The sequence below is a fragment of the Lactococcus allomyrinae genome, assembly GCF_003627095.1.
GTDB classification, from domain to species: domain Bacteria; phylum Bacillota; class Bacilli; order Lactobacillales; family Streptococcaceae; genus Lactococcus; species Lactococcus allomyrinae.
In genome coordinates this window covers 362,746-381,791 of record NZ_CP032627.1, presented here as the reverse complement: position 1 = coordinate 381,791, position 19,046 = coordinate 362,746, and the positions used below count along the sequence as shown (strand labels likewise).

The 19,046-nt window shown below is 37.3% G+C and carries 18 protein-coding genes; all 18 read right to left on the bottom strand.

Translation table 11 applies throughout. The annotated features are described in order from the left end of the window. Positions 1–79: 79 nt before the first annotated feature. The 18 genes from D7I46_RS01945 to D7I46_RS01865 all read right to left on the bottom strand — a co-directional run bounded on the left by D7I46_RS01945 (position 80) and on the right by D7I46_RS01865 (position 19,045). The gene (locus D7I46_RS01945; protein WP_120771347.1) at positions 80–1,840 is read right to left on the bottom strand and encodes a bacterial Ig-like domain-containing protein; all 1,761 of its coding nucleotides are present in this window, start codon (positions 1,838–1,840) and stop codon (positions 80–82) included. Positions 1,841–2,172: 332 nt separating this feature from the next. Further along, positions 2,173–2,928 (bottom strand): acetyl-CoA carboxylase carboxyl transferase subunit alpha, encoded by a 756-nt coding sequence (locus D7I46_RS01940; protein ID WP_120771346.1) that lies wholly within the window; start codon positions 2,926–2,928, stop codon positions 2,173–2,175. After that, on the bottom strand, positions 2,921–3,793 hold the full coding sequence (accD, locus tag D7I46_RS01935) for an acetyl-CoA carboxylase, carboxyltransferase subunit beta (protein WP_120771345.1): 873 nt from the start codon (positions 3,791–3,793) through the stop codon (positions 2,921–2,923). The genes D7I46_RS01940 and accD overlap by 8 nt, the downstream gene beginning before the upstream one ends. Positions 3,794–4,125: 332 nt before the next feature. Continuing rightward, positions 4,126–5,493, bottom strand: a complete 1,368-nt coding sequence (accC, locus tag D7I46_RS01930) for an acetyl-CoA carboxylase biotin carboxylase subunit (protein WP_120773258.1) — start codon at positions 5,491–5,493, stop codon at positions 4,126–4,128. An 822-nt stretch (positions 5,494–6,315) separates the two neighbouring features. Beyond that, positions 6,316–6,750, bottom strand: coding sequence for a 3-hydroxyacyl-ACP dehydratase FabZ (gene fabZ / locus D7I46_RS01925; RefSeq protein WP_120771344.1), 435 nt, complete (start codon positions 6,748–6,750; stop codon positions 6,316–6,318). A 94-nt stretch (positions 6,751–6,844) separates the two neighbouring features. Continuing rightward, positions 6,845–7,315 carry an acetyl-CoA carboxylase biotin carboxyl carrier protein gene (gene accB, locus D7I46_RS01920; protein ID WP_120771343.1) on the bottom strand — a complete coding sequence of 157 codons (471 nt, stop codon included), beginning with the start codon at positions 7,313–7,315 and terminating at the stop codon, positions 6,845–6,847. A 139-nt stretch (positions 7,316–7,454) separates the two neighbouring features. Continuing rightward, complete coding sequence (gene fabF, locus D7I46_RS01915) at positions 7,455–8,678, bottom strand: beta-ketoacyl-ACP synthase II (RefSeq protein ID WP_120771342.1); 1,224 nt, start codon at positions 8,676–8,678, stop codon at positions 7,455–7,457. Positions 8,679–8,966: 288 nt separating this feature from the next. Beyond that, positions 8,967–9,698, bottom strand: coding sequence for a 3-oxoacyl-[acyl-carrier-protein] reductase (gene fabG, locus D7I46_RS01910; RefSeq protein ID WP_120771341.1), 732 nt, complete (start codon positions 9,696–9,698; stop codon positions 8,967–8,969). A gap of 187 nt (positions 9,699–9,885) precedes the next feature. Then, entirely contained in the window at positions 9,886–10,044 is a 159-nt protein-coding gene (locus D7I46_RS13225; RefSeq protein ID WP_162930815.1) for a hypothetical protein, read from the bottom strand. Next, positions 10,037–10,957: an ACP S-malonyltransferase gene (gene fabD / locus D7I46_RS01905; RefSeq protein WP_120771340.1), complete on the bottom strand. Its 921-nt coding sequence runs from the start codon at positions 10,955–10,957 to the stop codon at positions 10,037–10,039. Before fabD ends, D7I46_RS13225 begins: the two co-directional genes overlap by 8 nt. Positions 10,958–11,255: 298 nt before the next feature. Continuing rightward, positions 11,256–11,477 (bottom strand): acyl carrier protein, encoded by a 222-nt coding sequence (locus tag D7I46_RS01900; protein ID WP_120771339.1) that lies wholly within the window; start codon positions 11,475–11,477, stop codon positions 11,256–11,258. Positions 11,478–11,616: 139 nt separating this feature from the next. After that, entirely contained in the window at positions 11,617–12,594 is a 978-nt protein-coding gene (locus D7I46_RS01895; protein WP_120771338.1) for a beta-ketoacyl-ACP synthase III, read from the bottom strand. Beyond that, on the bottom strand, positions 12,594–13,034 hold the full coding sequence (locus D7I46_RS01890; RefSeq protein WP_120771337.1) for a MarR family winged helix-turn-helix transcriptional regulator: 441 nt from the start codon (positions 13,032–13,034) through the stop codon (positions 12,594–12,596). The genes D7I46_RS01895 and D7I46_RS01890 overlap by 1 nt, the downstream gene beginning before the upstream one ends. A gap of 531 nt (positions 13,035–13,565) precedes the next feature. Further along, a complete protein-coding gene (gene manA / locus D7I46_RS01885; RefSeq protein ID WP_120771336.1) occupies positions 13,566–14,513 on the bottom strand; it encodes a mannose-6-phosphate isomerase, class I in 948 nt (315 codons plus the stop codon). 197 nt (positions 14,514–14,710) lie between these two features. Continuing rightward, on the bottom strand, positions 14,711–15,514 hold the full coding sequence (locus D7I46_RS01880; protein ID WP_120771335.1) for an HAD-IIB family hydrolase: 804 nt from the start codon (positions 15,512–15,514) through the stop codon (positions 14,711–14,713). 104 nt (positions 15,515–15,618) lie between these two features. After that, positions 15,619–16,674 carry a BtaManbiosPhlase gene (locus D7I46_RS01875; protein WP_120771334.1) on the bottom strand — a complete coding sequence of 352 codons (1,056 nt, stop codon included), beginning with the start codon at positions 16,672–16,674 and terminating at the stop codon, positions 15,619–15,621. A gap of 9 nt (positions 16,675–16,683) precedes the next feature. Next, positions 16,684–17,583, bottom strand: coding sequence for a DUF1861 family protein (locus D7I46_RS01870; protein WP_120771333.1), 900 nt, complete (start codon positions 17,581–17,583; stop codon positions 16,684–16,686). Continuing rightward, the gene (locus tag D7I46_RS01865) at positions 17,576–19,045 is read right to left on the bottom strand and encodes an alpha-amylase family glycosyl hydrolase (protein ID WP_120771332.1); all 1,470 of its coding nucleotides are present in this window, start codon (positions 19,043–19,045) and stop codon (positions 17,576–17,578) included. Before D7I46_RS01865 ends, D7I46_RS01870 begins: the two co-directional genes overlap by 8 nt. Position 19,046 lies beyond the last annotated feature (1 nt).

The window sequence follows — 19,046 nt, the reverse complement described above, 5'->3', positions numbered from 1 at the left end:
TCTGTGTAGCTTATTTCATTATAACATATCTCTGTTTTAATAAAAAACGACCAATTCTAGTCGTTTTTTATTAAACTTATTAATCTTTTCTTATTTTAAGATAGATAAGACTTCCAAAGATAAAAGTAACTCCTGTAATAAATAACATATTTTCTGAATTCTCGCCTGTCCTAGGAAGAGTCTTTTTCTTTATATTTGGATTTGGCTTTTCTTTGTTTTTACTTGATGAAGTCCTATTTTCGTCATCTTTTTCTTTCGGTTTTTGATTATCTGTTGATTCTGAATTCTCTGGCGTTTTTTCTAAAACAGTCACATTTATTGTTGTAGTCGCTCCATGATATGAGTAGTTGACAGGATATATACCAGATTTACTAGTATCTACCTTATCATCTGTCATATTTTGTTCAAAAATAACAGCATTTCCGTCTTCATCAGTAGCTCCATCAAAGTTATCTGCAGGTTTCCAACTATCTCCTACATATAGCGTTGAGTCATGAGCTGCAATAGTTGCTTTTTTATCTTTAATGTATGTGTAAGTTACTGTCTGAGCTTGAGCAGTAAATGCTCCTACTGCGTTATCTGGGATTCTATTTTCATCAATATGATAACCTGGAATTTCTATTTTATATTCTGACGTCGTGGTATCATATGCCTCTCCTGCATATCCAGAAATAGTCTTATCAGCTACTCCACTAATTTTTTCTCCATTTTCATCTTGATAATGAACAGTCACAGGCTGCCCATCCTCAGCAACCTTAAATTGGTGAAGATAAGTTCCTGATGAAATGGCATAAAATGTGTAACCATCAGGTGTGGCATAAGTTCCCGCTGGATTATTTATACGAGCATTGTATTCAAAACTAGTGATATTTTTAAACTCATCCTCAGTCACACCTAGAACTGTTATCCCTTGCTCATCAATCTGTAGGCGATCTGCTGGTAACTGTACCCCGTTGAAATCCAGATATGTATTACTTGCTGTATTCGAAGTTGTAAACGGTGGAATATAACCATCAAAATTTATCATTCGATTAGGCATCATTAAGAAAGGCAAAAATAAAGTTTGATTATCAGAATTATAGTCTAAAGAGGAGCGACCAATCGTGGTAGGCAAATCATTTCGTCCTGTGTTCTGTCCAAAAGCAGCCAAGTTGTTAAGGACTGGAAATTGGTTAATGACAGTAAAGTCTGTAATTCCACAAAACTGAACATTCAATGATTTTAGATTAGGTAATGTCTTTAAAGGTGCAATCGTAGTGATATTCATATTTGAGTCTAAATTTAGAACTGTCAAACTAGTTAATTTTGCAAGTTTAGGGAGTACGTTATCATCTATACTAGTTCTAGCCAAACTCAGATTTGTTAGTCTCGTGCTCTTACTTAAGTCTGGGAAATTACTACTTGTGAGACTTGAGGTTTGGAGATAGACCATCGTTAATGACGATAGTTGTGATAAAGGGCTAAAATCTGTCACATTGTTATTCACATTCATGTAGATGTATGATAGGTTTACTCCATATTCTAGCCCTTCAAAACTACTAATCTGTGCAGAATTTAATGTTAGAGAGGTTAAGCGAGCCATATCAGACTGTGTTACATCACTTCCTGCGGCTAATCCTAGAGCAGATACAATTGCTTGTTTTAGAAAACTATCTGGAATAGATATAATGTTATCCGCAGGGGCTGCTAAGGTATTTGGGGATTGGTTTGATTGTTCTTCTGCTTGGACTTGTGAAGTCATGCTCAAAAATGGCAAACTTATACATAAAAGCATAAGACTCGCTTGTCCTATACGAAATAACTTTTTCTTGTTTTTTATTTTTTCATTATAATAGGTCATCTAATTTCTCCTGAATTTTTGGTTTTTCTTGTTACCAACAAAATTGTTATTACTTGAATTTCAACAATAACAATTCAGGAATGACGTCTTGTTTTCAACATTTTTAAATAGCTCCTTTATCTATCAACAATGTAATATATTTATTACTTTATTAAGTATATCTAAAAAAATGTAATTTTGATTACTTTATCATTTCGTATAAAAAGAAAAGCAGTTACAAATTGTAACTGAATAAATTTATTACGAATTTTATTTTACTTAAATCCAAAACTACTTAATATTATGAAATAATTATTTGTTTATAAATAAAAAAAACCAGTTAAAACTGATTTTTAGTATTTTCTGAAACGCTCGTAGCGTTGTTCTGCTAGTTCATGTGCTGTCAGCACTGACAGATTTTCGATTTGTTCTGTCAGTACACTCTTAATGTTTTCGACAAGATTTTCTTCTGATATGATGCCATCAACTACACCCATATCAAGCAGATGTGGAGCCGTAATCTTCATGAGCTCGGCTGCCTCATCCCGTCTTGTACCATCTTTCCAAAGGATTGTTGCAAATCCTTCTGGTGATAAAACCGAGTAAACAGCATTCTCAAGAATGAATACTTTATTGGCTACTGCCAGAGCCAAAGCACCACCTGAACCACCTTCTCCAGTGATGATGGCAATAATAGGCACTTTCAAATCTGACATCTCGAACAGATTTCTTGCGATAGCTTCTCCTTGACCGCGTTCTTCAGCTTCAATCCCTGGGTAAGCTCCTGCTGTATTGACAAAAGTAATGACAGGGCGACCAAATTTTTCTGCTTGCTTCATCAAGCGTAGCGCTTTACGATAGCCATTAGGTGAAGGTTGACCAAAGTTTGTTGCTAAATTTTCTTCAAGATTTCTTCCTTTTTGGATACCAATAACCGTTACAGATTTGCCATTAAATCGTGCGATTCCACCAACAATGGCTTCATCATCTGTGAATTGACGATCGCCGTGAAGTTCAAAAAAGTCAGTAAAAACATGAGTAATAATATCACGAGCAGAAATGCGGTCTGCTGCTCTTGCTTTATTGATAATTTTAGCAATATCAGACATTTTCATTCTCCTTTTCAGCATGAAGTGCAAGTAAAAGAGCAAGTTTTTCTCGAAGTTCCGTACGCTTTACAATACCATCTACAAAACCGTGCTTGAGCAAAAATTCTGCTTTTTGGAAATCATCTGGCAACGTTTGACGTACTGTTTGCTCAATAACTCGACGTCCCGCAAAACCAATGAGTGATTGGGGTTCTGCCAAAATAATATCCCCCAAGCTCGCAAATGATGCTGTAACACCTCCTGTTGTTGGATCTGTCAAAACAGTAATATACAAAAGACCAGCAGCTGAGTGACGTTTAACAGCAGCCGATGTCTTTGCCATTTGCATCAAACTCATAATTCCTTCTTGCATCCTAGCACCACCCGATGCTGTAAAAACAATAACAGGCAGCTTTTCTTCAGTCGCATATTCAAAAAGTCGAGTCAATTTTTCACCGACAACGGTTCCCATTGAAGCCATGATAAAAGTTGAATCCATAATGGCGAGTAGCGTTTTTTGACCTTTAATCGTTGCACTTCCCGTCATAATCGCTTCATCAAGGCCTGTTTTTGCTTTTGTCGCTTCTAACTTTTCAAGGTATCCAGGAAAATCAAGTGGATTTTTTGTATTAATTCCTGTGAACATTTCTTCGAATGATTTTTCATCCGCTACAAGAGCAAGACGCTCATGAGCCGTGATTCGAAAATTATAGTCACAGTTTGGACAAACTTTTGTTTCACCTAAATCTTTTTGATAAATCGTATGTTTACACGCTGGACATTTTGCAAAAAGTTCGTCAGGAACTTCAGGATTTTCAGCTTGTTTTTCAATGATTGAACGATTCGGGTTGATTTTAATGTATTTTTTCTTTTGGAAAAGAGCCATTTTTGCTTCCTTTTCTCGTTTTTGTTAAACTTGTGAAGTTAATTCGTTTTACGTTTTGACAAAAATTAGTCTTGATACTGTTTAACTTTTAAACCATAGGTTTAAAAGTTAAAGTTTACGTTTCACGCAAACCGCTTCTTGCGCTTGACGCACTGCGTCAAGGTTGCGAATAAGAAAAGCACAGCTTTTCTCAATCGTCGCAAGGCAGTATCTTTGCAGTTCATCTAATAATTTTACGTAGTAAAATTAAAGGTAAACTAGTATGACTTCACTCAGAGTTATTTTTTCTGTCAGTATACTGACAGCTTTAGTTATCGCTGACAGAAGTTCTATCAGTCTTCTTTCAGGTATTCTGGTAAGAAAACATTACCCAAGAAACTTGTGTCGTAATCACCAGCGACAACATAAGGGTCAGCGATGAGTTCTAATTGGAAGTCAATATTTGTCGTTACACCTTCAACATCGAATTCCATCAGGGCACGTTGCATTTTCATCAATGCCTCAAAGCGATTTTCCCCATGAACAATGACTTTAGCAATCATCGAATCATAATAGGGAGGAATCGTATAACCTGCGTACATCGCTGAATCTACACGTAAACCTACACCACCCGATGGTAAGAAAAGATTTGTAATTTTTCCTGGTGATGGCGCAAAGTTAAATTTAGGATTCTCTGCATTGATTCGGCATTCGATGGCATGACCTTTGAATACAATTTCTTCTTGCTTCACAGAAAGTTCTGAACCAGCGGCAATTCGGATTTGTTCTTTGACAATATCAACACCACTGACAAATTCTGTGACTGGATGTTCAACTTGCACTCGCGTATTCATTTCCATAAAGTAGAAATTTCCAGAAGCTTCATCCAACAGAAACTCAATTGTTCCCGCATTTTCATAACCTACGTGCGCTGCAGCTTTGACTGCCGCAGTACAGATTTTTTCACGCAAAGTATGGCCGATAGCAACCGAAGGCGATTCTTCCAATACTTTTTGGTTATTACGTTGCAAAGAACAGTCACGCTCACCAAGATGAATCGTATGACCATGCTGGTCACCCAAAATTTGCACCTCAATATGACGTGCTGGGAAAATCATGCGTTCGATAAACATCGCCCCGTTACCAAATGCCGCTTTTGCTTCGGCTGTTGCTGCTTCAAAAGCTGGGACAAGTTCTTCAACATTATTTACTTTACGAATTCCTTTACCGCCACCGCCTGCTGAAGCTTTAAGCATAATTGGATAGCCAATCTCTTCTGCAATTTTCACTGCTTCATCAGTGGTATGTACTTCACCTTTAGAGCCTGGTGTGACGGGCACGCCAGCTTTAATCATCTCAGCACGGGCATTGATTTTATCTCCCATCATATCCATTACAGAAGCGCTGGGACCGATAAATTTGATATTCATTTCTTCGCAAAGGCGAGCAAATTTTGAGTTTTCAGAAAGGAAACCAAACCCTGGATGAATGGCTTGCGCACCTGTTGCAACTGCCGCTGAAAGAATATTATTCATATTCAAGTATGAGCTTGCTGCACGCGCTGGTCCAATGCAAATCGCCTCATCAGCGAGTGCAACATGTAATGCATCACGGTCAGCTTCCGAATAAACTGCGACAGTTTCTACACCTAATTCACGAGCAGCACGGATAATCCGAACTGCGATTTCGCCACGATTGGCGATTAAAATTTTATTAAACATATCTAAGATGCGAGTATCAGCTATATAAAACGATAACACTCTGTCTGCTGTAATAAGCAAACAGTAGACTCATCATTTCTAAATAGCTGAACTCAATTCCTTTCTCCAAATAGAAAGTTTCTGTCAATACAGAAATTTTTTTGCTTTAATAAAAATTATAGCAAAACTTTTATAACTAAAATTGAAGTGATTACTTCATTGTTGGGGTACAACCTCACATCAAAGATATGAGGTCACACCTCCGCTTCGCTACGTTATCCATTCGCTCTAAGCGACTAAAAGTCGCAAGGCGAAATGGTCCTGTCCTTGAAGTCTACCTCGCTTTGCTACGCTGTCAATTTCACTATCTCCGCAACTTCTGCTTTGCACGCTGTTCTACGAACGGTCTGTGCAACTTCATTGCTACGCTGTCCGTTCGCTTAGCTGCTAAAGCAAGAGCAAAAGGCAAAGCACCTAGTCGCAGTGGCAACCGACAAATCGCAATCGCTAAAGCACTAAGACCCTAAGGCAGTAGAACTCAGAGTTTAGCGTTGCTTATTCCGCTACCTTTGAGAGGTGGGAAACTTAGCACACACTTGCTGAGTTAAAATAAATCCAAAAATGCACCATAACTGAAAAATAATCAGTCATCATTAAAATAAAGCCAAGACTTATTCAGTAGGGGTCTCAACTCACCACTGAATTCAAGGTACAACCTCATCTCTTCAATATGCGGTTAGTCCTTCGCTTCAGCCCCTATCTATGAGCTAGGGGTGTAGCACCGAGTGAGCTACTCCAAAGCACACAACATACGCTCAAACGAATCAATAAATGATCAGAAAACTAAGCACCTAGAGCAAAAGTCAAAGTACCTTTCGCTGCTAATTTTCCATCCACTGTTGCTTGCGCTTCAACCACTGCAATAGGTCCGCGACGTTTGATAAACTTTGCGTGCAAAACAAGTTGGTCTCCTGGCGTAACTTGCTTTTTGTATTTGACATTATCCATGCCGGCATAAAAGACCAGTTTCCCTTTATTTTCAGGTTTTGATAATTCCAAAACTCCTGCAGCTTGTGCCAAAGCTTCCATAATCAAAACCCCAGGCATTACTGGATATTGTGGGAAATGTCCTTGGAAAAATTCCTCATTTATCGTCACATTCTTGATTGCTGTAATCTCATCATCAGCAATATCAATCACACGATCCACCAATAAAAATGGATAACGATGTGGCAAAGCCTCCATAATTTTAGTTACATCAATTCGTGTTTCAGTCATATTCTAAAATTCCTCTAATAAATGCTTTCAAAAATTACTGACAGCTTTTTCGTCAGCATTAAGCTTTACTGACAAAATCATTGTCATGAATTTCTTACTTGATTCGTACCAATTCTTGACCAAACTCGACAACTTCTTCTGCAGAAACCATAATTTCAGTCACGATGCCATCACGTGGAGCAGGGATTTCGTTCATTACTTTCATTGCTTCAATAATAAGCAAGGTTTGCCCCTTCTTCACATTATCTCCAACACTTACAAACTCAGCTTTTTCAGGAGTTGGTTTCAGATAAGCCACACCTACGAGTGGAGATTTAACTGCTTCTCCCTCTGCTACACTTACTTCTGGAATAGCTTCGTCCAAAACCTTCTCAGCATTTTCTACAAGTGGAGCTGCGCTCGGAACAGTTGCGACTAAAGGAGCTGGTGCAGCTGATGCTGCAACGACTCCATGACCATCATTTTTAGAAAAACCAAGCTCGCCTTCTGCATTTTTCCAAGAAAACTCACGTAAAGATGAACCATCAAACTGTTTCATCAATTCTTTAACTTCATTGATATTCATAATATTTCTCCATATGGTTTTTATGAAAACTATTTCTAGCAGTGAGCGTCTTATAAACCATTTCTAAATTCATTAAAAATTAACTTTTAGAATACTCACTGCTAAAAAGCTCTTCAAAAACCGCACAACTCTAATCTCTTTATTCAGACCATTTCTTAAATGCAAGAACGGCATTGTGTCCACCAAAACCAAAATCTTGGCTCAGCGCAACATTAATTTCAGCTTCTTGACCTTGACCAAGCACGACGTTAATCGTCATTCCTTCATCAAGTTCTTTTGTCCCAGCATTCACTGGTGCAAAATTATTTTGCATGGACATAATCGTAGCAACAGCCTCAATAGAACCTGTTCCACCAAGAGCATGACCGTGAAATGATTTAGTAGATGAAACGAGTGCTTTATCCCCGATAACATTATGAATCGCAGCTGCCTCTGTTTCTTCATTTGCATGAGTAGAAGTTCCGTGAGCATTGATGTAATCAACTTCCTCAGGTTTGATTCCGCCTTCTTCAAGCGCCAATTTCATTGCTTTTTCTGCCCCAACACCTGATGGTGTTGTCATATGAAATGCATCGTTTGTATTCCCATAACCTACAATTTCAGCAAGAATATTCGCGCCTCGTGCTTGAGCGTGTTCAAGACTTTCAAGAATTACAGCTCCAGCACCCTCACCCATCACAAAACCATTGCGGTCTTTATCAAAAGGACGACACGCAATCGTTGGATCAGTTTCTTTTGAAAGTGCAGTCAAATTAGCAAAACCAGCAATACCAAGTTCACAAATTGCAGCTTCTGCACCGCCAGCAATCATAGCATCTGCGTAACCATGCTTGATTTCACGAAAAGCAGAACCAATCGAGTTGGCACCAGCCGCACAAGCTGTCACCTCGGCACGAGAAACACCGCGTGCACCCGTCCGCAAAGCAACATTTCCTGTTGCCATATTAGCAATTGCAAGTGGCACATAGAGTGGCGCTACTTTGCGTGGTCCTTTTTGGAGAATAACTTGGGCATTTTTTTGTGACTGTTCCAAACCACCAATACCTGAAGCCATGATACAGCCTAAACGATCGAAGTCTGTATTTTCTTCGTTAATCCCTGACATATTGAAAGCATCAAGTGCTGCATAGACAGCATATAAGCTAAAAGTATCCATGCGACGCGCATCTTTTTTCTCAAAATATTTGTCAAATGGAAAATCTTTAACTTCTGCAGCAACAGAGATTCCCGTTGCTTGCGCATCAAAGTGTGTGATTGGTCCAATACCAGTTTTACCTGATTTAAGACTTTTCCAAAAATCTTCTGGAGTATTTCCAATTGCAGAAACAACACCATAACCTGTGATAACTACACGATTTGTCATATTTTTATCCTTTATTGTTAGATATGTTCAGAAGGCTTTTAACCAAATTTTACTTAATTCAAATTTTTCTCTTATCCGCAAACTTGAAGTGATTACTTCATCAGTGGAGGATTTAGAATGCACTTGCTAAGTTAAAAAGCAACTTCAGGTGAAATCAAATTCTGAACGACTTTGTTCTTTTTGAATGAAAGTACCACACAATTAATTTGCAGTATCCCATACATTATAACTGAGCTAGAAAGAATTTTTTGAGAGTTTATAAATAAGTCTTTCTAGCATATTATTTTATTACATTGCCATTCCGCCGTCAATTGCTAAGACTTGACCAGTCATATATTCTTGCTCTGCAAGGAATTTTACAACTGACGCAACTTCTTCTGGATTTCCAAAACGTTTCATTGGAATTTGAGCTTTCATGGCATCTTTTACTTTATCAGAGAGCACTTCTGTCATGTCAGATTCAATAAAACCTGGTGCCACAGCATTAACACGGACATTACGTCCAGCTACTTCACGAGCAATTGATTTTGTGAAACCAATTAAACCCGCTTTTGATGCAGCATAATTTGCTTGACCCGCATTACCAATCAATCCAACGACTGATGAAATATTGATAATTGCACCACTTCTCGCTCTAGTCATTGGTTTTAGGACAGCCTGTGTCATGTTGAACGCCCCTATCAGATTAATCTTGAGTACTGCTTCAAAATCTTCTTCAGACATTTTGAGTGATAAGCCATCACGTGTAATACCTGCATTATTCACCAAAATATCCACTGAACCCAACGCTTCAACAGCTTCGCCAACCATTCGTTTTGCGTCTTCTGATTTTGAGATATCTCCTGAGATACCTACAGCTTTGATCCCAAAAGCAGTAAATTCAGCAAGTAATTCGTCAGATATACTTGAACGACCATTAATCACGACATTACTTCCTGCTTTTGCAAATTGGATTGCAATGGCTTTACCAATTCCACGCGTTGAACCTGTAATAAAGACATTTTTGTTTTTAATTTCCATATTTCTCCCTATTTTATCTCTGAAAAAACAGATTGACATCACCATGTAACTTCATGCCACAAGGACAGTGCTAAGATATAAACTTCGTGCATCGTTTGCAAAGAATGACACTTGAGTTTTTAAACTATACTAGTCAATTCATTGTTAATTTTTATAATGAATTAGCTAGCGCACTCGTAGTCCAAACTTATTTTTTCTTCTCTGCTTTTGCCATCACAAGATACCCCAAAAGAGCGACAACTGCACTAATATACCAAATCATCGTATTGACCTTGCTAAAAACTAGTCCTGCACCACCCAGTAGGATAATAGCAATTGCGATGATTCTAAGATTTCTTTTAATCATGAATCAATGCTTCAAAACTTGCTAAATCTTCTACATTTGTAAAATTAGCTGTTTTATCTATTTTTTTAATGAAACCTGAGAGCACTCTACCTGGTCCGACTTCTATAAATCGCTCAACACCTAAGGTTCGCATGGTATGAATTGACTCGTAGAAACGAACAGGCTCCATCACTTGACGAGTGAGAAGTGCTTTCACCTCTTCATTTTTCATCACTTTTGCTGTTGTGTTTGAAATCAATGGGAGTTCAAATTTAGTAAATTCTACATTTGAAAGCTCTTTTGCTAATTTTTCAGAAGCTGGTTTGAGAATTGTCGTATGGAAAGGGCCTGAGACTTTAAGCTCAATCATTTTACGAACGCCTGCTTCTTTAAGCAAACTGACTGCTGCATCTACTGCAGCAACTTCGCCACCGATGACAATTTGTCCTGGGGTATTATAGTTTGCAGGACTAACAATACCGTATTGACTTGCTTTTTGACAAGTTTCTTCAATCAGTGTACTTTCGGTATTCATTACTGCAACCATTTTTCCTGAACCTGTTGGTGCTGCCTCGGTCATGTATTGTCCACGCTTTGAAACAAGGATAACGGCGTCTTCAAAAGAAAGTGCACCTGATGCAACCAATGCAGAGTATTCGCCAAGACTAAGCCCTGCAACAATATCTGGTTTAATACCATTTTCAGAAAGGAGGCGAAGAATAGCAACCGATGTGGTCAAGATTGCTGGCTGAGTATATTTTGTTTCGTTTAATTTTATTTCATCGTTATCAATGAGCGCACGCAAATCGTAGCCAAGAAGTTCGCTTGCACGATTAAATGTTGATTTAACGATATCATATTTTTCATATAAATCACGAGCCATACCGAGCTTTTGCGCGCCCTGACCCGAGAATAAAAAGGCTGTTTTAGTCATAATTAATTTCACAAAATTTAATTTTAATTTTTATGATAAATTTTGTGTCTTCCTTATATTTTTCTCTTGTGGAGTTGTACTGATTCTGTTTAAAAAAGTTAAACAGTATTAGTTATTAGTATTATAAAATGTTTTTTTTATAAAAAAAATGACATTTTCATAAATATGAAAGACAATCACTAAGCATCTAAGCTCAGTCTTCCATGCTATAATTTTGAATCATTATAGACAATGAAAGAAGGGGCGAAAGTCGCAAAAGAAAGTATTTTCCTTGCAAACCTCTCACCCCCGTTCCCAATTATTTGTTGTCTTCTACGTATTTTACGAGGTCAGCAACTGTTTTCATATCTGCTTCTGTATCAACTTCAACGTCGAATTCGTCTTCGATGTCGTTGATGATTTGGAAAAGGTCAAGTGAATCAGCGTCAAGCTCTTCAAATGAAGTTTCGAGTGTTACTTCTTCTTTATCTTTTCCGAGTTCATCTGCGATGATATCTTGTACTTTTTCAAATACTGCCATGATTTTTTCTCCTTTAGTGAGTGAAAATATTTATATTATAGCCGCTATGTGCGGAGTATAACCGTTAATAATGTTCACTGACAGAACTAATCTTTTTCTGTCAGTAATTTTTTAGTCTGTCAGTACACTGACAGAAGTTTCAAAGATTGATAATTGTTGTTCCCCATGTGAGGCCACCACCAAATCCTGTCAGGACAATCTTAGTTTTACCGTCCAAAGTAAATATACCATTTTTTACTGATTCTGACAACAATAGAGGGATACTTGCTGCCGAAGTATTGCCATATTCTTGCATATTTTGAAGGAATTTAGAGCGCTCTACGCCTAGTTTTTTAGCCATTTTGTCAAGAATTCTTGAATTAGCTTGATGAAGTAAATAAAAGTCAATTTCTTCTGAAGAAATTTGTGCTTCTTCCAAAGTAGTTTTGATATTTTTAGGAACATCTCTGACCGCAAAATCAAAAATTGCTCGCCCTTCCATACTTAAACTTTTACTTTCATAATTTACAGTAGCAAAAGGGGTATTGATGTCTGTCAGTCCTGACAAAAGGCTGTCGCCACGAGAACCATCCGTTTGAAGTTTTTCACCAATAATCAGAGGTTGAGTTCCTGTATTCTCAAGAAGTACCCCACCAGCACCATCTCCAAAGAGTACAGCTGTTGAGCGGTCAGACCAATCCATGATTTTTGAAAATACTTCCGCACCAATCACAATTCCTCGCTTGTAACTTCCTGATGCCAACAACTTTTCAGCAGTTGATAATGCAAAAACAAAGCCCGAACAAGCAGCCGTTAAGTCATAAGCAAAAGCATTGATTGCACCGATTTTTGCTTGAACTCTTGCTGCCGTTGAGGGCATAAGTGAGTCTGGTGTAATAGTTGCTACAATGATAAAATCAATACTGTCAGCACTGACAGAAGCCTTTGTCAGTAACTTTTGCGCAACATCAGCAGCCAAATCAGAAGTATTTTCTCCAGTTGAAATGTGTCGATTTTTTATTCCTGTTCGGCTGTATATCCATTCGTCATTAGTATCCATGATTTTTGATAAGTCATCATTAGATACTACTTTTTTTGGCACACTATGGGCCACTTGCGTGATTTTCGCAAAAGTCATTATTTCATATTCTCCAAAGAATTATGCAAAGCGGCGAGTTCGCCAGCCAGCTTATTTTCAGTTGTTCCATACACACTATCAAAAAGATTATCTGTGATACCATGGAAAAATTCACGATGTGTCGCACAAAGTTTGTCACCCTTTTCTGTAAGTGCAATGTGCGTCACACGACGGTCAGAAGTTGAACGTTTGCGCTCAATATAACCCTTATCTTCCAAACGATTGAGTGTAATCGTAATTGTAGATAAAGCCAATTTTTGATTTTTAGCAATATCTGTCGCACGAGCTGTGCCCAATGTATGCACCAAAGTCAAAATCTGTAGCTCTTTTACCGTCACATCTGAATACGTCGACTCTTTGAGAAATTGTTCTTCAAGAATCATAAAATCATGGAAGAGTTGAATCAGCCATTCATTTACCTTGTCGAAATCTGTTTTCATCTGTTATTCCTTTTTGGTTAGTTCGAAGTTTGTCTTACGAACACGATTAATATACACTATGCTAGTTAAAGTGAAACTAGCGCAGTAAAATAGCTCTATTAATTATTTTTATATTGCAAATCATTTTCTGTATCAAATTATATTATTTTTCAAATCCTTTTGCAAGTAAAAACAGTCTGTAAGCGCTGCCTGAACATTATTTACTACAGAAAGCAATGACAGACTATAAACTTTTAAACTCTTTTTCTTCATCCAGTGCTGACAGAAACGAAAAATCACTGACAGAAAATCAATCATCCTGTCAGTGATTTTATTATTAATGACAACTTCAATTAGTCTGCTTTTTTATCCGTCGCTTCAGCGACCAGAGAAAACGGACAACGAAGTAAGAGAAACAAACAGAAAGCATTCACAGAATGACACATGAAGTGCACGCCTTTTTATCTTGCAAGTTCTACCTGTTTCAGAGATAGTAAACAGATAACATAGAATAACTGTTATAATACCATCTCCACACTTCATCCCAACAACCTATTCTGGATTACTTGCGATTAATTCCATATTTCCTGACAAAGCCCAGTTTTCAACAGTGCTTGGCAAAATGAAATGATTCCCTTTGGTCAGCGGATAGAGTTTTCCACTGACAGAAATTTGTCCCTTACCATCAAGCACTGACACCAAAGTATAAGGCGCAGTTTTCTTGAAATTATGGCTTCCATGAATGACCCATTTATAGACATCAAAAAAGTCTGACTTCACTAAAGTTGTGATATCGGCTTCAGTGAAATGCTCTGTTTTCACTTGATTTTCAGGCACTTGATTTCCAGGAACATTCAACACATCAATTGACTGTTGAATATGCAACTCACGTAAATTTCCTTGATCGTCACGACGGTCAAAGTCATAAACACGATACGTTGTATCTGAAGATTGTTGTGTTTCAAGAATCACAATCCCACTACCAATCGCGTGCATTGTACCAGAAGGCACATGGAAGAAATCTCCCGTTTTCACTTTTACTTTACGTAATAAATGTTCCCAATCTCCCGCCTTGATCATCTCTGCCAATTCTTCGCGCGATTTCGCATTATGACCATAGATAATCTCTGCATCTGGTTCTGCCGAGATAATATACCAACATTCAGTCTTTCCAAGCTCTCCCTCATGCTTTTGTCCATATTCATCATCGGGGTGGACTTGTACTGACAGCCAATCATTAGCATCCAAAATTTTTGTCAGCAAAGGAAAAACTTCTTTTTCGCTATTTCCAAACAACTCACGATGAGTCGCATAAAGCTCATCTAGTTTTTGTCCTTTAAATTCACCATTAGCAATCGTTGAAACTCCATGTGGGTGAGCGGAAATCGCCCAATACTCACCAATTTTATCTGATGGTAAATCATAACCAAATGCCTTTAAATGATCGCCACCCCAGATTTTTTCTTGCAACACTGAGTCCAAAAATAATGGTTCCTTCATACTTATACACCTTTTCATAAAAATAGTACATTTGCCATAAAAATTATAGCAAAAACCGACATTTCATCTTCTACATAATGCATAAAATACACCAAATAGCTGATATGCAGCTTACATTAACTCAATATGTAACTGACTCTAAAGTAAACCAACATATTTTAGTTCATTATATCACGAAAAATTTTTCTATACAACTTTCACACGACGTCATATACTCCTAGAATTCCTCGAAGTATCCACTTTGTATCTTCACAGTTTCTCACTTCAATCGTATCAATTCCCACCTTTTTCACAGGGTAATCATTCCCACCAACCTGCAGTTTATCTCCTAAAAATAAAATATCTTTCTTTTCAACGTCCAATTCCTCCATCAACCGCGCTATTCCATAAGCCTTATCAATTCCTGGCAGCGTCACATCAATGCTAGTCGATCCGCCAATTCCAACCTGCACACCAAGCTGAGTCATCGCAGGCTCTATCAAGCGAACAATCTCTTCCCTTTTTTTCATCTCGCTATCCCATTTATACTTTTCCTCAGGAGCTGCCCATTGTCCCAAAGCCGAGAAAGTAACTTGCGAACCACGATTTTCTATGATTTCTCCTTTCGGATATTCGCACCAATAACCAAGCGCTCTCGCAGCCTTTTCCAATGCGTCAGAAATCTTCGTGACCTGATTTTCTGTAAGAAAATGTGCAAATTCTCTCTTCCAGCCATTTTCTAGCAATTGATTTTCCTCAAGTACATAAGGTCCTTCTCCAACATAATGCCAAAACTGTGTCCCTGTAGTAGGCATAATAAAATAATTCTCAAAATTAACTCCACCTATCTCCACCAGAGGCTCAATATCATTTTTTCTCATCACTTCCCAATTTGTGCCGGACATAATACACACTTGAAATTTATCCAACAAGCATTTTAGCAATCCAGCCATCTCCTCATCAATCGGTAACTTCGTAATATTAATCGTATCATCTTGATCAAATACAATAACTTTTTTCATCTCACCTCTCCAAAAAACAGTCGCAGAAAACTGCAACTGCTTATAAAATCACATACAACTAACCCGTCCACTCCTTTTTGACTACGCCAATATAAAAAGTAAGATTAGTACAATTCATTTAAAATATCTGAAATACTCATTTCACAGCCCGCCATTGAAGTATCCGCAACACCATAATACATCGTTAGCTTATCCCCCTCAACAACAGCACCACATCCAAACACCACTTCACCAAAGAACCCTTCTTTTTCGTAAGGCAAAAGAGGCATCATAATCGGCTTCTCAGACTTTGCAATAACTTTTGCTGGGTTTTCTAAATCAAGCAATAAAGCTCCCATGCAATAGCGATTATCTTTTGTTGCACCATGGTAGATTTCAAGCCAGCCTTTTTCTGTCTTTAAAGGAACCAATCCACCTCCAACACGCCCATTATCCCAATCTTCTTCACTCGTATTAAGCAAATGCTTATGATTCCCCCAAGATTGTAAATCAGGACTAGATGCAATCCACATATCCATTTTCCCTAGATTGCTAGATACTGGACGGTGAAGCGCATAGTATCTTCCATTAATCTTCTCAGGAAAAATCAAAACATCCTTATTATCTGGTGCAAAAATATTTCCCAAACTCTTAAAAGATTTAAAATCTTCAGTAACAATTAACGAATCACAGACCCCAACAGGAGAAACCGAAGTAAAATTCACATAGTATTTATCTCCAATCTGAGTACATCTAGCATCTTCAATACCAAAAGTTTGATACTCATTAAATGGAAATAAAAATGGGTCATCATCAATTGTAAAATGATGACCGTCCTCACTCCTTGCAATTCTAATATAGGATAAAGAAGTCAGATAAACAAAACCGTCCATATTCTCTTTATCACTAATCATTCTAGGGTCTGCAAAACTATATCGCTCATCATCTTTACTAAGTGATATCGTATTTAACTTTCCTGTTTTAACATCATAAACAGGCGCTTTAATAATATCCTCAACTTCAGAAACAGGTCGCTCCGCCACGCGCAACAACAACAAAGTTTCATTTTTATATTTAGCAACACCTGCATTAAATGCCCCAATTACCTCATAGCCCTCATTTAATGGCTTCACATCCAAAGGGGTAATTAATGGATTTTCTTCAAAACGATAAATATTCATAAACATTTCCTATCTAAATGGGTCATTAATAACTAATTTTTGAGCTTCAGCATCACCCGTACCCGCATAAAGCACAACTTTATCTTCTTTAAAAATCAGACCGCCACTAAAAACCACATCCATTAAATCTGGACGTTTACTAGGGCCAGCAACAAAATCTTTTCGTTCAGCAATAATTTTAGGATTTAATATCTCAGTAAAATTTTCATCTAGTTCAAAAGTCATCGCTCTATAATGGATGTTCCCCAAGTAATCACGACTACCAATATGCCCTAAAACAGCAACTCGATTACCAACAAGATGAATCTCGTTTGCTCCTCCCCACTCCTCATCTACATATTGATTTTTGAGAAGCGGTGCTTTTTCAAGTAAATCAATGGAAAGTTTGCTTAAATCATCAATAACAACAGCACCAATTTTTCCCAGACCACCTTTCATTCCTTGAGGACGAGTTAAAACCAAAATCTTCCCATCAGCAAGTTCTCTCAACCTAATATCTTTCATCCCTATAGGTCCTGAGAAAATCAATTTTGCTTTTTTCAAATCATTCAGCTCATAAAAAATCGTTCGCCAGTATAATACTTTCTCGCTATCAAATGTAACTTCTACACCACCTAAAATAATCTTCTCATCAATTCTTGTAAAAAATGGGTCTTGCAAATTAAAAGACTGCGCCTCCTCAATAAGTTGCCACTGATTTCCAGACTTATGATAAAAAAATCTAATTTGTGAATGTTCAGAATCACGCGCTTCAACACGTCCCGCCAAAATTAATTGGTGATTCAACTCAAAAGGTGCTGAAATATTATAAACATCATAACCTTTGACACCTCCAAAAATTAATTTTTCAGCACAATAAACTTTACTCTTATTCCTATGTTTCTCCACTAATTCCTCAGATTTAAACATTCTTTTCCTTTCCTATCATTATTCCACCACTTAATAACTGAAAGTTCTCATAGTTATACTTCAATACTATTTTCTCTTCTGCTACTGGAAAATAATAACGTTCTACACCAAAGTTCAGTAAGACAATCAACTTTCCCACTTTGTACTGTAATACCTCACCTGAGCAGCTTATCTTATCAAATGTACTCTCACCATTTAGATAATCTTTTCTGAGTTGAATCAATTGCTTGTAGAAGTCAAAAACTTCATTTGATTTTTCATTTTTCTTTCCTTGGCCTATCCACGCATCCGATTTCAGACGCTCCCAAGGAATCATTCCTCTGGAACGATCTCTATTAACTTCATTAGCTGCCACAATATCTTTAGCTTCGTTATATTTATTGATAGCTTGAATATCCCGTATATCAGAAACTTCATTTGGGAGATAATCTCCTATTCCTAATTCTTCCCCTTGAAAAAGAAACGAAACACCAGCATTGATTAGAGTGAGCACTGCCAGTTGACGATAACGTTCAAGATTCTCACTAGCTAAACGATTCCAAGAGCGTGACATGTCATGACTGTTAAAAAAGAAAGTTGGTCTTCGCCCGTCATCATAAACTTTTTTCATAGCAAGTAGTTCGCAGAATATTTTTTCTACTGAAAACTCTTCTAACGAGCCAAAGTTAAAGTTAAATGTAACATCCAACAGCATACGCTCTGAATAAGACTCTATTATTTCTAAACTTGACGAACTAATCTCTCCAACAGTAAATAGCGATCTTCCTTTTTCAAAAATATGTTTTTTAAGCTCTTTTATAACCTCTGTAACTCCTTGCTGGTTTACATCATAAAGATGAACTTGTTCTCCTTCTTCGTTGATAGGGTTATCAAAAAATTCATTGGAAATAGATAAATTGTTGATTACATCAAGTCTAAAACCATCTATTCCTAAATCAATCCAAAAATCTATAACCTCCCAAATTGCACATTTTACTTCAGGATTTGCCCAATTTAAATCTGCCTGCTCTTTAGAAAAACTATGATAATAATATTCCTTAAATCGTTCATCAAACTCCCAAGCGCTTCCGCCAAAAAATGATTCCCAATTATTGGGTAATTCTCGCCAAATATACCAGTCTTTTTTGTTTATATCTTTAAACCAATTATGTTCTGTGGACGTATGATTAATCACTAAATCAACAATCACTTTAATTCCACTTTGATGTACTTTATCAAGCAGTTCCTTCAAATCTTCAATTGTTCCATATTCTGAAGCAATGTCACAATAATCTGAGACATCATACCCATTATCAACCTTGGGAGATGGATAAAATGGTGTCAACCAAATTCCTGTAATGCCCAATGTATTCAAATAAGGGATTTTACCAATCACCCCTCGAACATCTCCGATTCCATCTTCATTGCTATCGCAAAATGATGCAAGGTATATCTCATAAAATACTGAATTTTTCCACCACATA

Coding starts and splice junctions, on each gene's coding strand:
- fabG (WP_120771341.1), bottom strand. CDS start 9,698: ATGGAAATTAAAAACAAAAATGTCTTTATTACAGGTTCAACGCGTGGA.
- D7I46_RS01880 (WP_120771335.1), bottom strand. CDS start 15,514: ATGAAAAAAGTTATTGTATTTGATCAAGATGATACGATTAATATTACG.
- D7I46_RS01870 (WP_120771333.1), bottom strand. CDS start 17,583: ATGTTTAAATCTGAGGAATTAGTGGAGAAACATAGGAATAAGAGTAAA.
- fabZ (WP_120771344.1), bottom strand. CDS start 6,750: ATGACTGAAACACGAATTGATGTAACTAAAATTATGGAGGCTTTGCCA.
- D7I46_RS01940 (WP_120771346.1), bottom strand. CDS start 2,928: ATGTCTGATATTGCTAAAATTATCAATAAAGCAAGAGCAGCAGACCGC.
- D7I46_RS01865 (WP_120771332.1), bottom strand. CDS start 19,045: ATGTGGTGGAAAAATTCAGTATTTTATGAGATATACCTTGCATCATTT.
- D7I46_RS13225 (WP_162930815.1), bottom strand. CDS start 10,044: ATGATTAAAAGAAATCTTAGAATCATCGCAATTGCTATTATCCTACTG.
- accB (WP_120771343.1), bottom strand. CDS start 7,315: ATGAATATCAATGAAGTTAAAGAATTGATGAAACAGTTTGATGGTTCA.
- manA (WP_120771336.1), bottom strand. CDS start 14,513: ATGAAGGAACCATTATTTTTGGACTCAGTGTTGCAAGAAAAAATCTGG.
- fabD (WP_120771340.1), bottom strand. CDS start 10,957: ATGACTAAAACAGCCTTTTTATTCTCGGGTCAGGGCGCGCAAAAGCTC.
- D7I46_RS01900 (WP_120771339.1), bottom strand. CDS start 11,477: ATGGCAGTATTTGAAAAAGTACAAGATATCATCGCAGATGAACTCGGA.
- D7I46_RS01945 (WP_120771347.1), bottom strand. CDS start 1,840: ATGACCTATTATAATGAAAAAATAAAAAACAAGAAAAAGTTATTTCGT.
- D7I46_RS01890 (WP_120771337.1), bottom strand. CDS start 13,034: ATGAAAACAGATTTCGACAAGGTAAATGAATGGCTGATTCAACTCTTC.
- fabF (WP_120771342.1), bottom strand. CDS start 8,678: ATGACAAATCGTGTAGTTATCACAGGTTATGGTGTTGTTTCTGCAATT.
- accD (WP_120771345.1), bottom strand. CDS start 3,793: ATGGCTCTTTTCCAAAAGAAAAAATACATTAAAATCAACCCGAATCGT.
- accC (WP_120773258.1), bottom strand. CDS start 5,493: ATGTTTAATAAAATTTTAATCGCCAATCGTGGCGAAATCGCAGTTCGG.
- D7I46_RS01875 (WP_120771334.1), bottom strand. CDS start 16,674: ATGAATATTTATCGTTTTGAAGAAAATCCATTAATTACCCCTTTGGAT.
- D7I46_RS01895 (WP_120771338.1), bottom strand. CDS start 12,594: ATGACTTTTGCGAAAATCACGCAAGTGGCCCATAGTGTGCCAAAAAAA.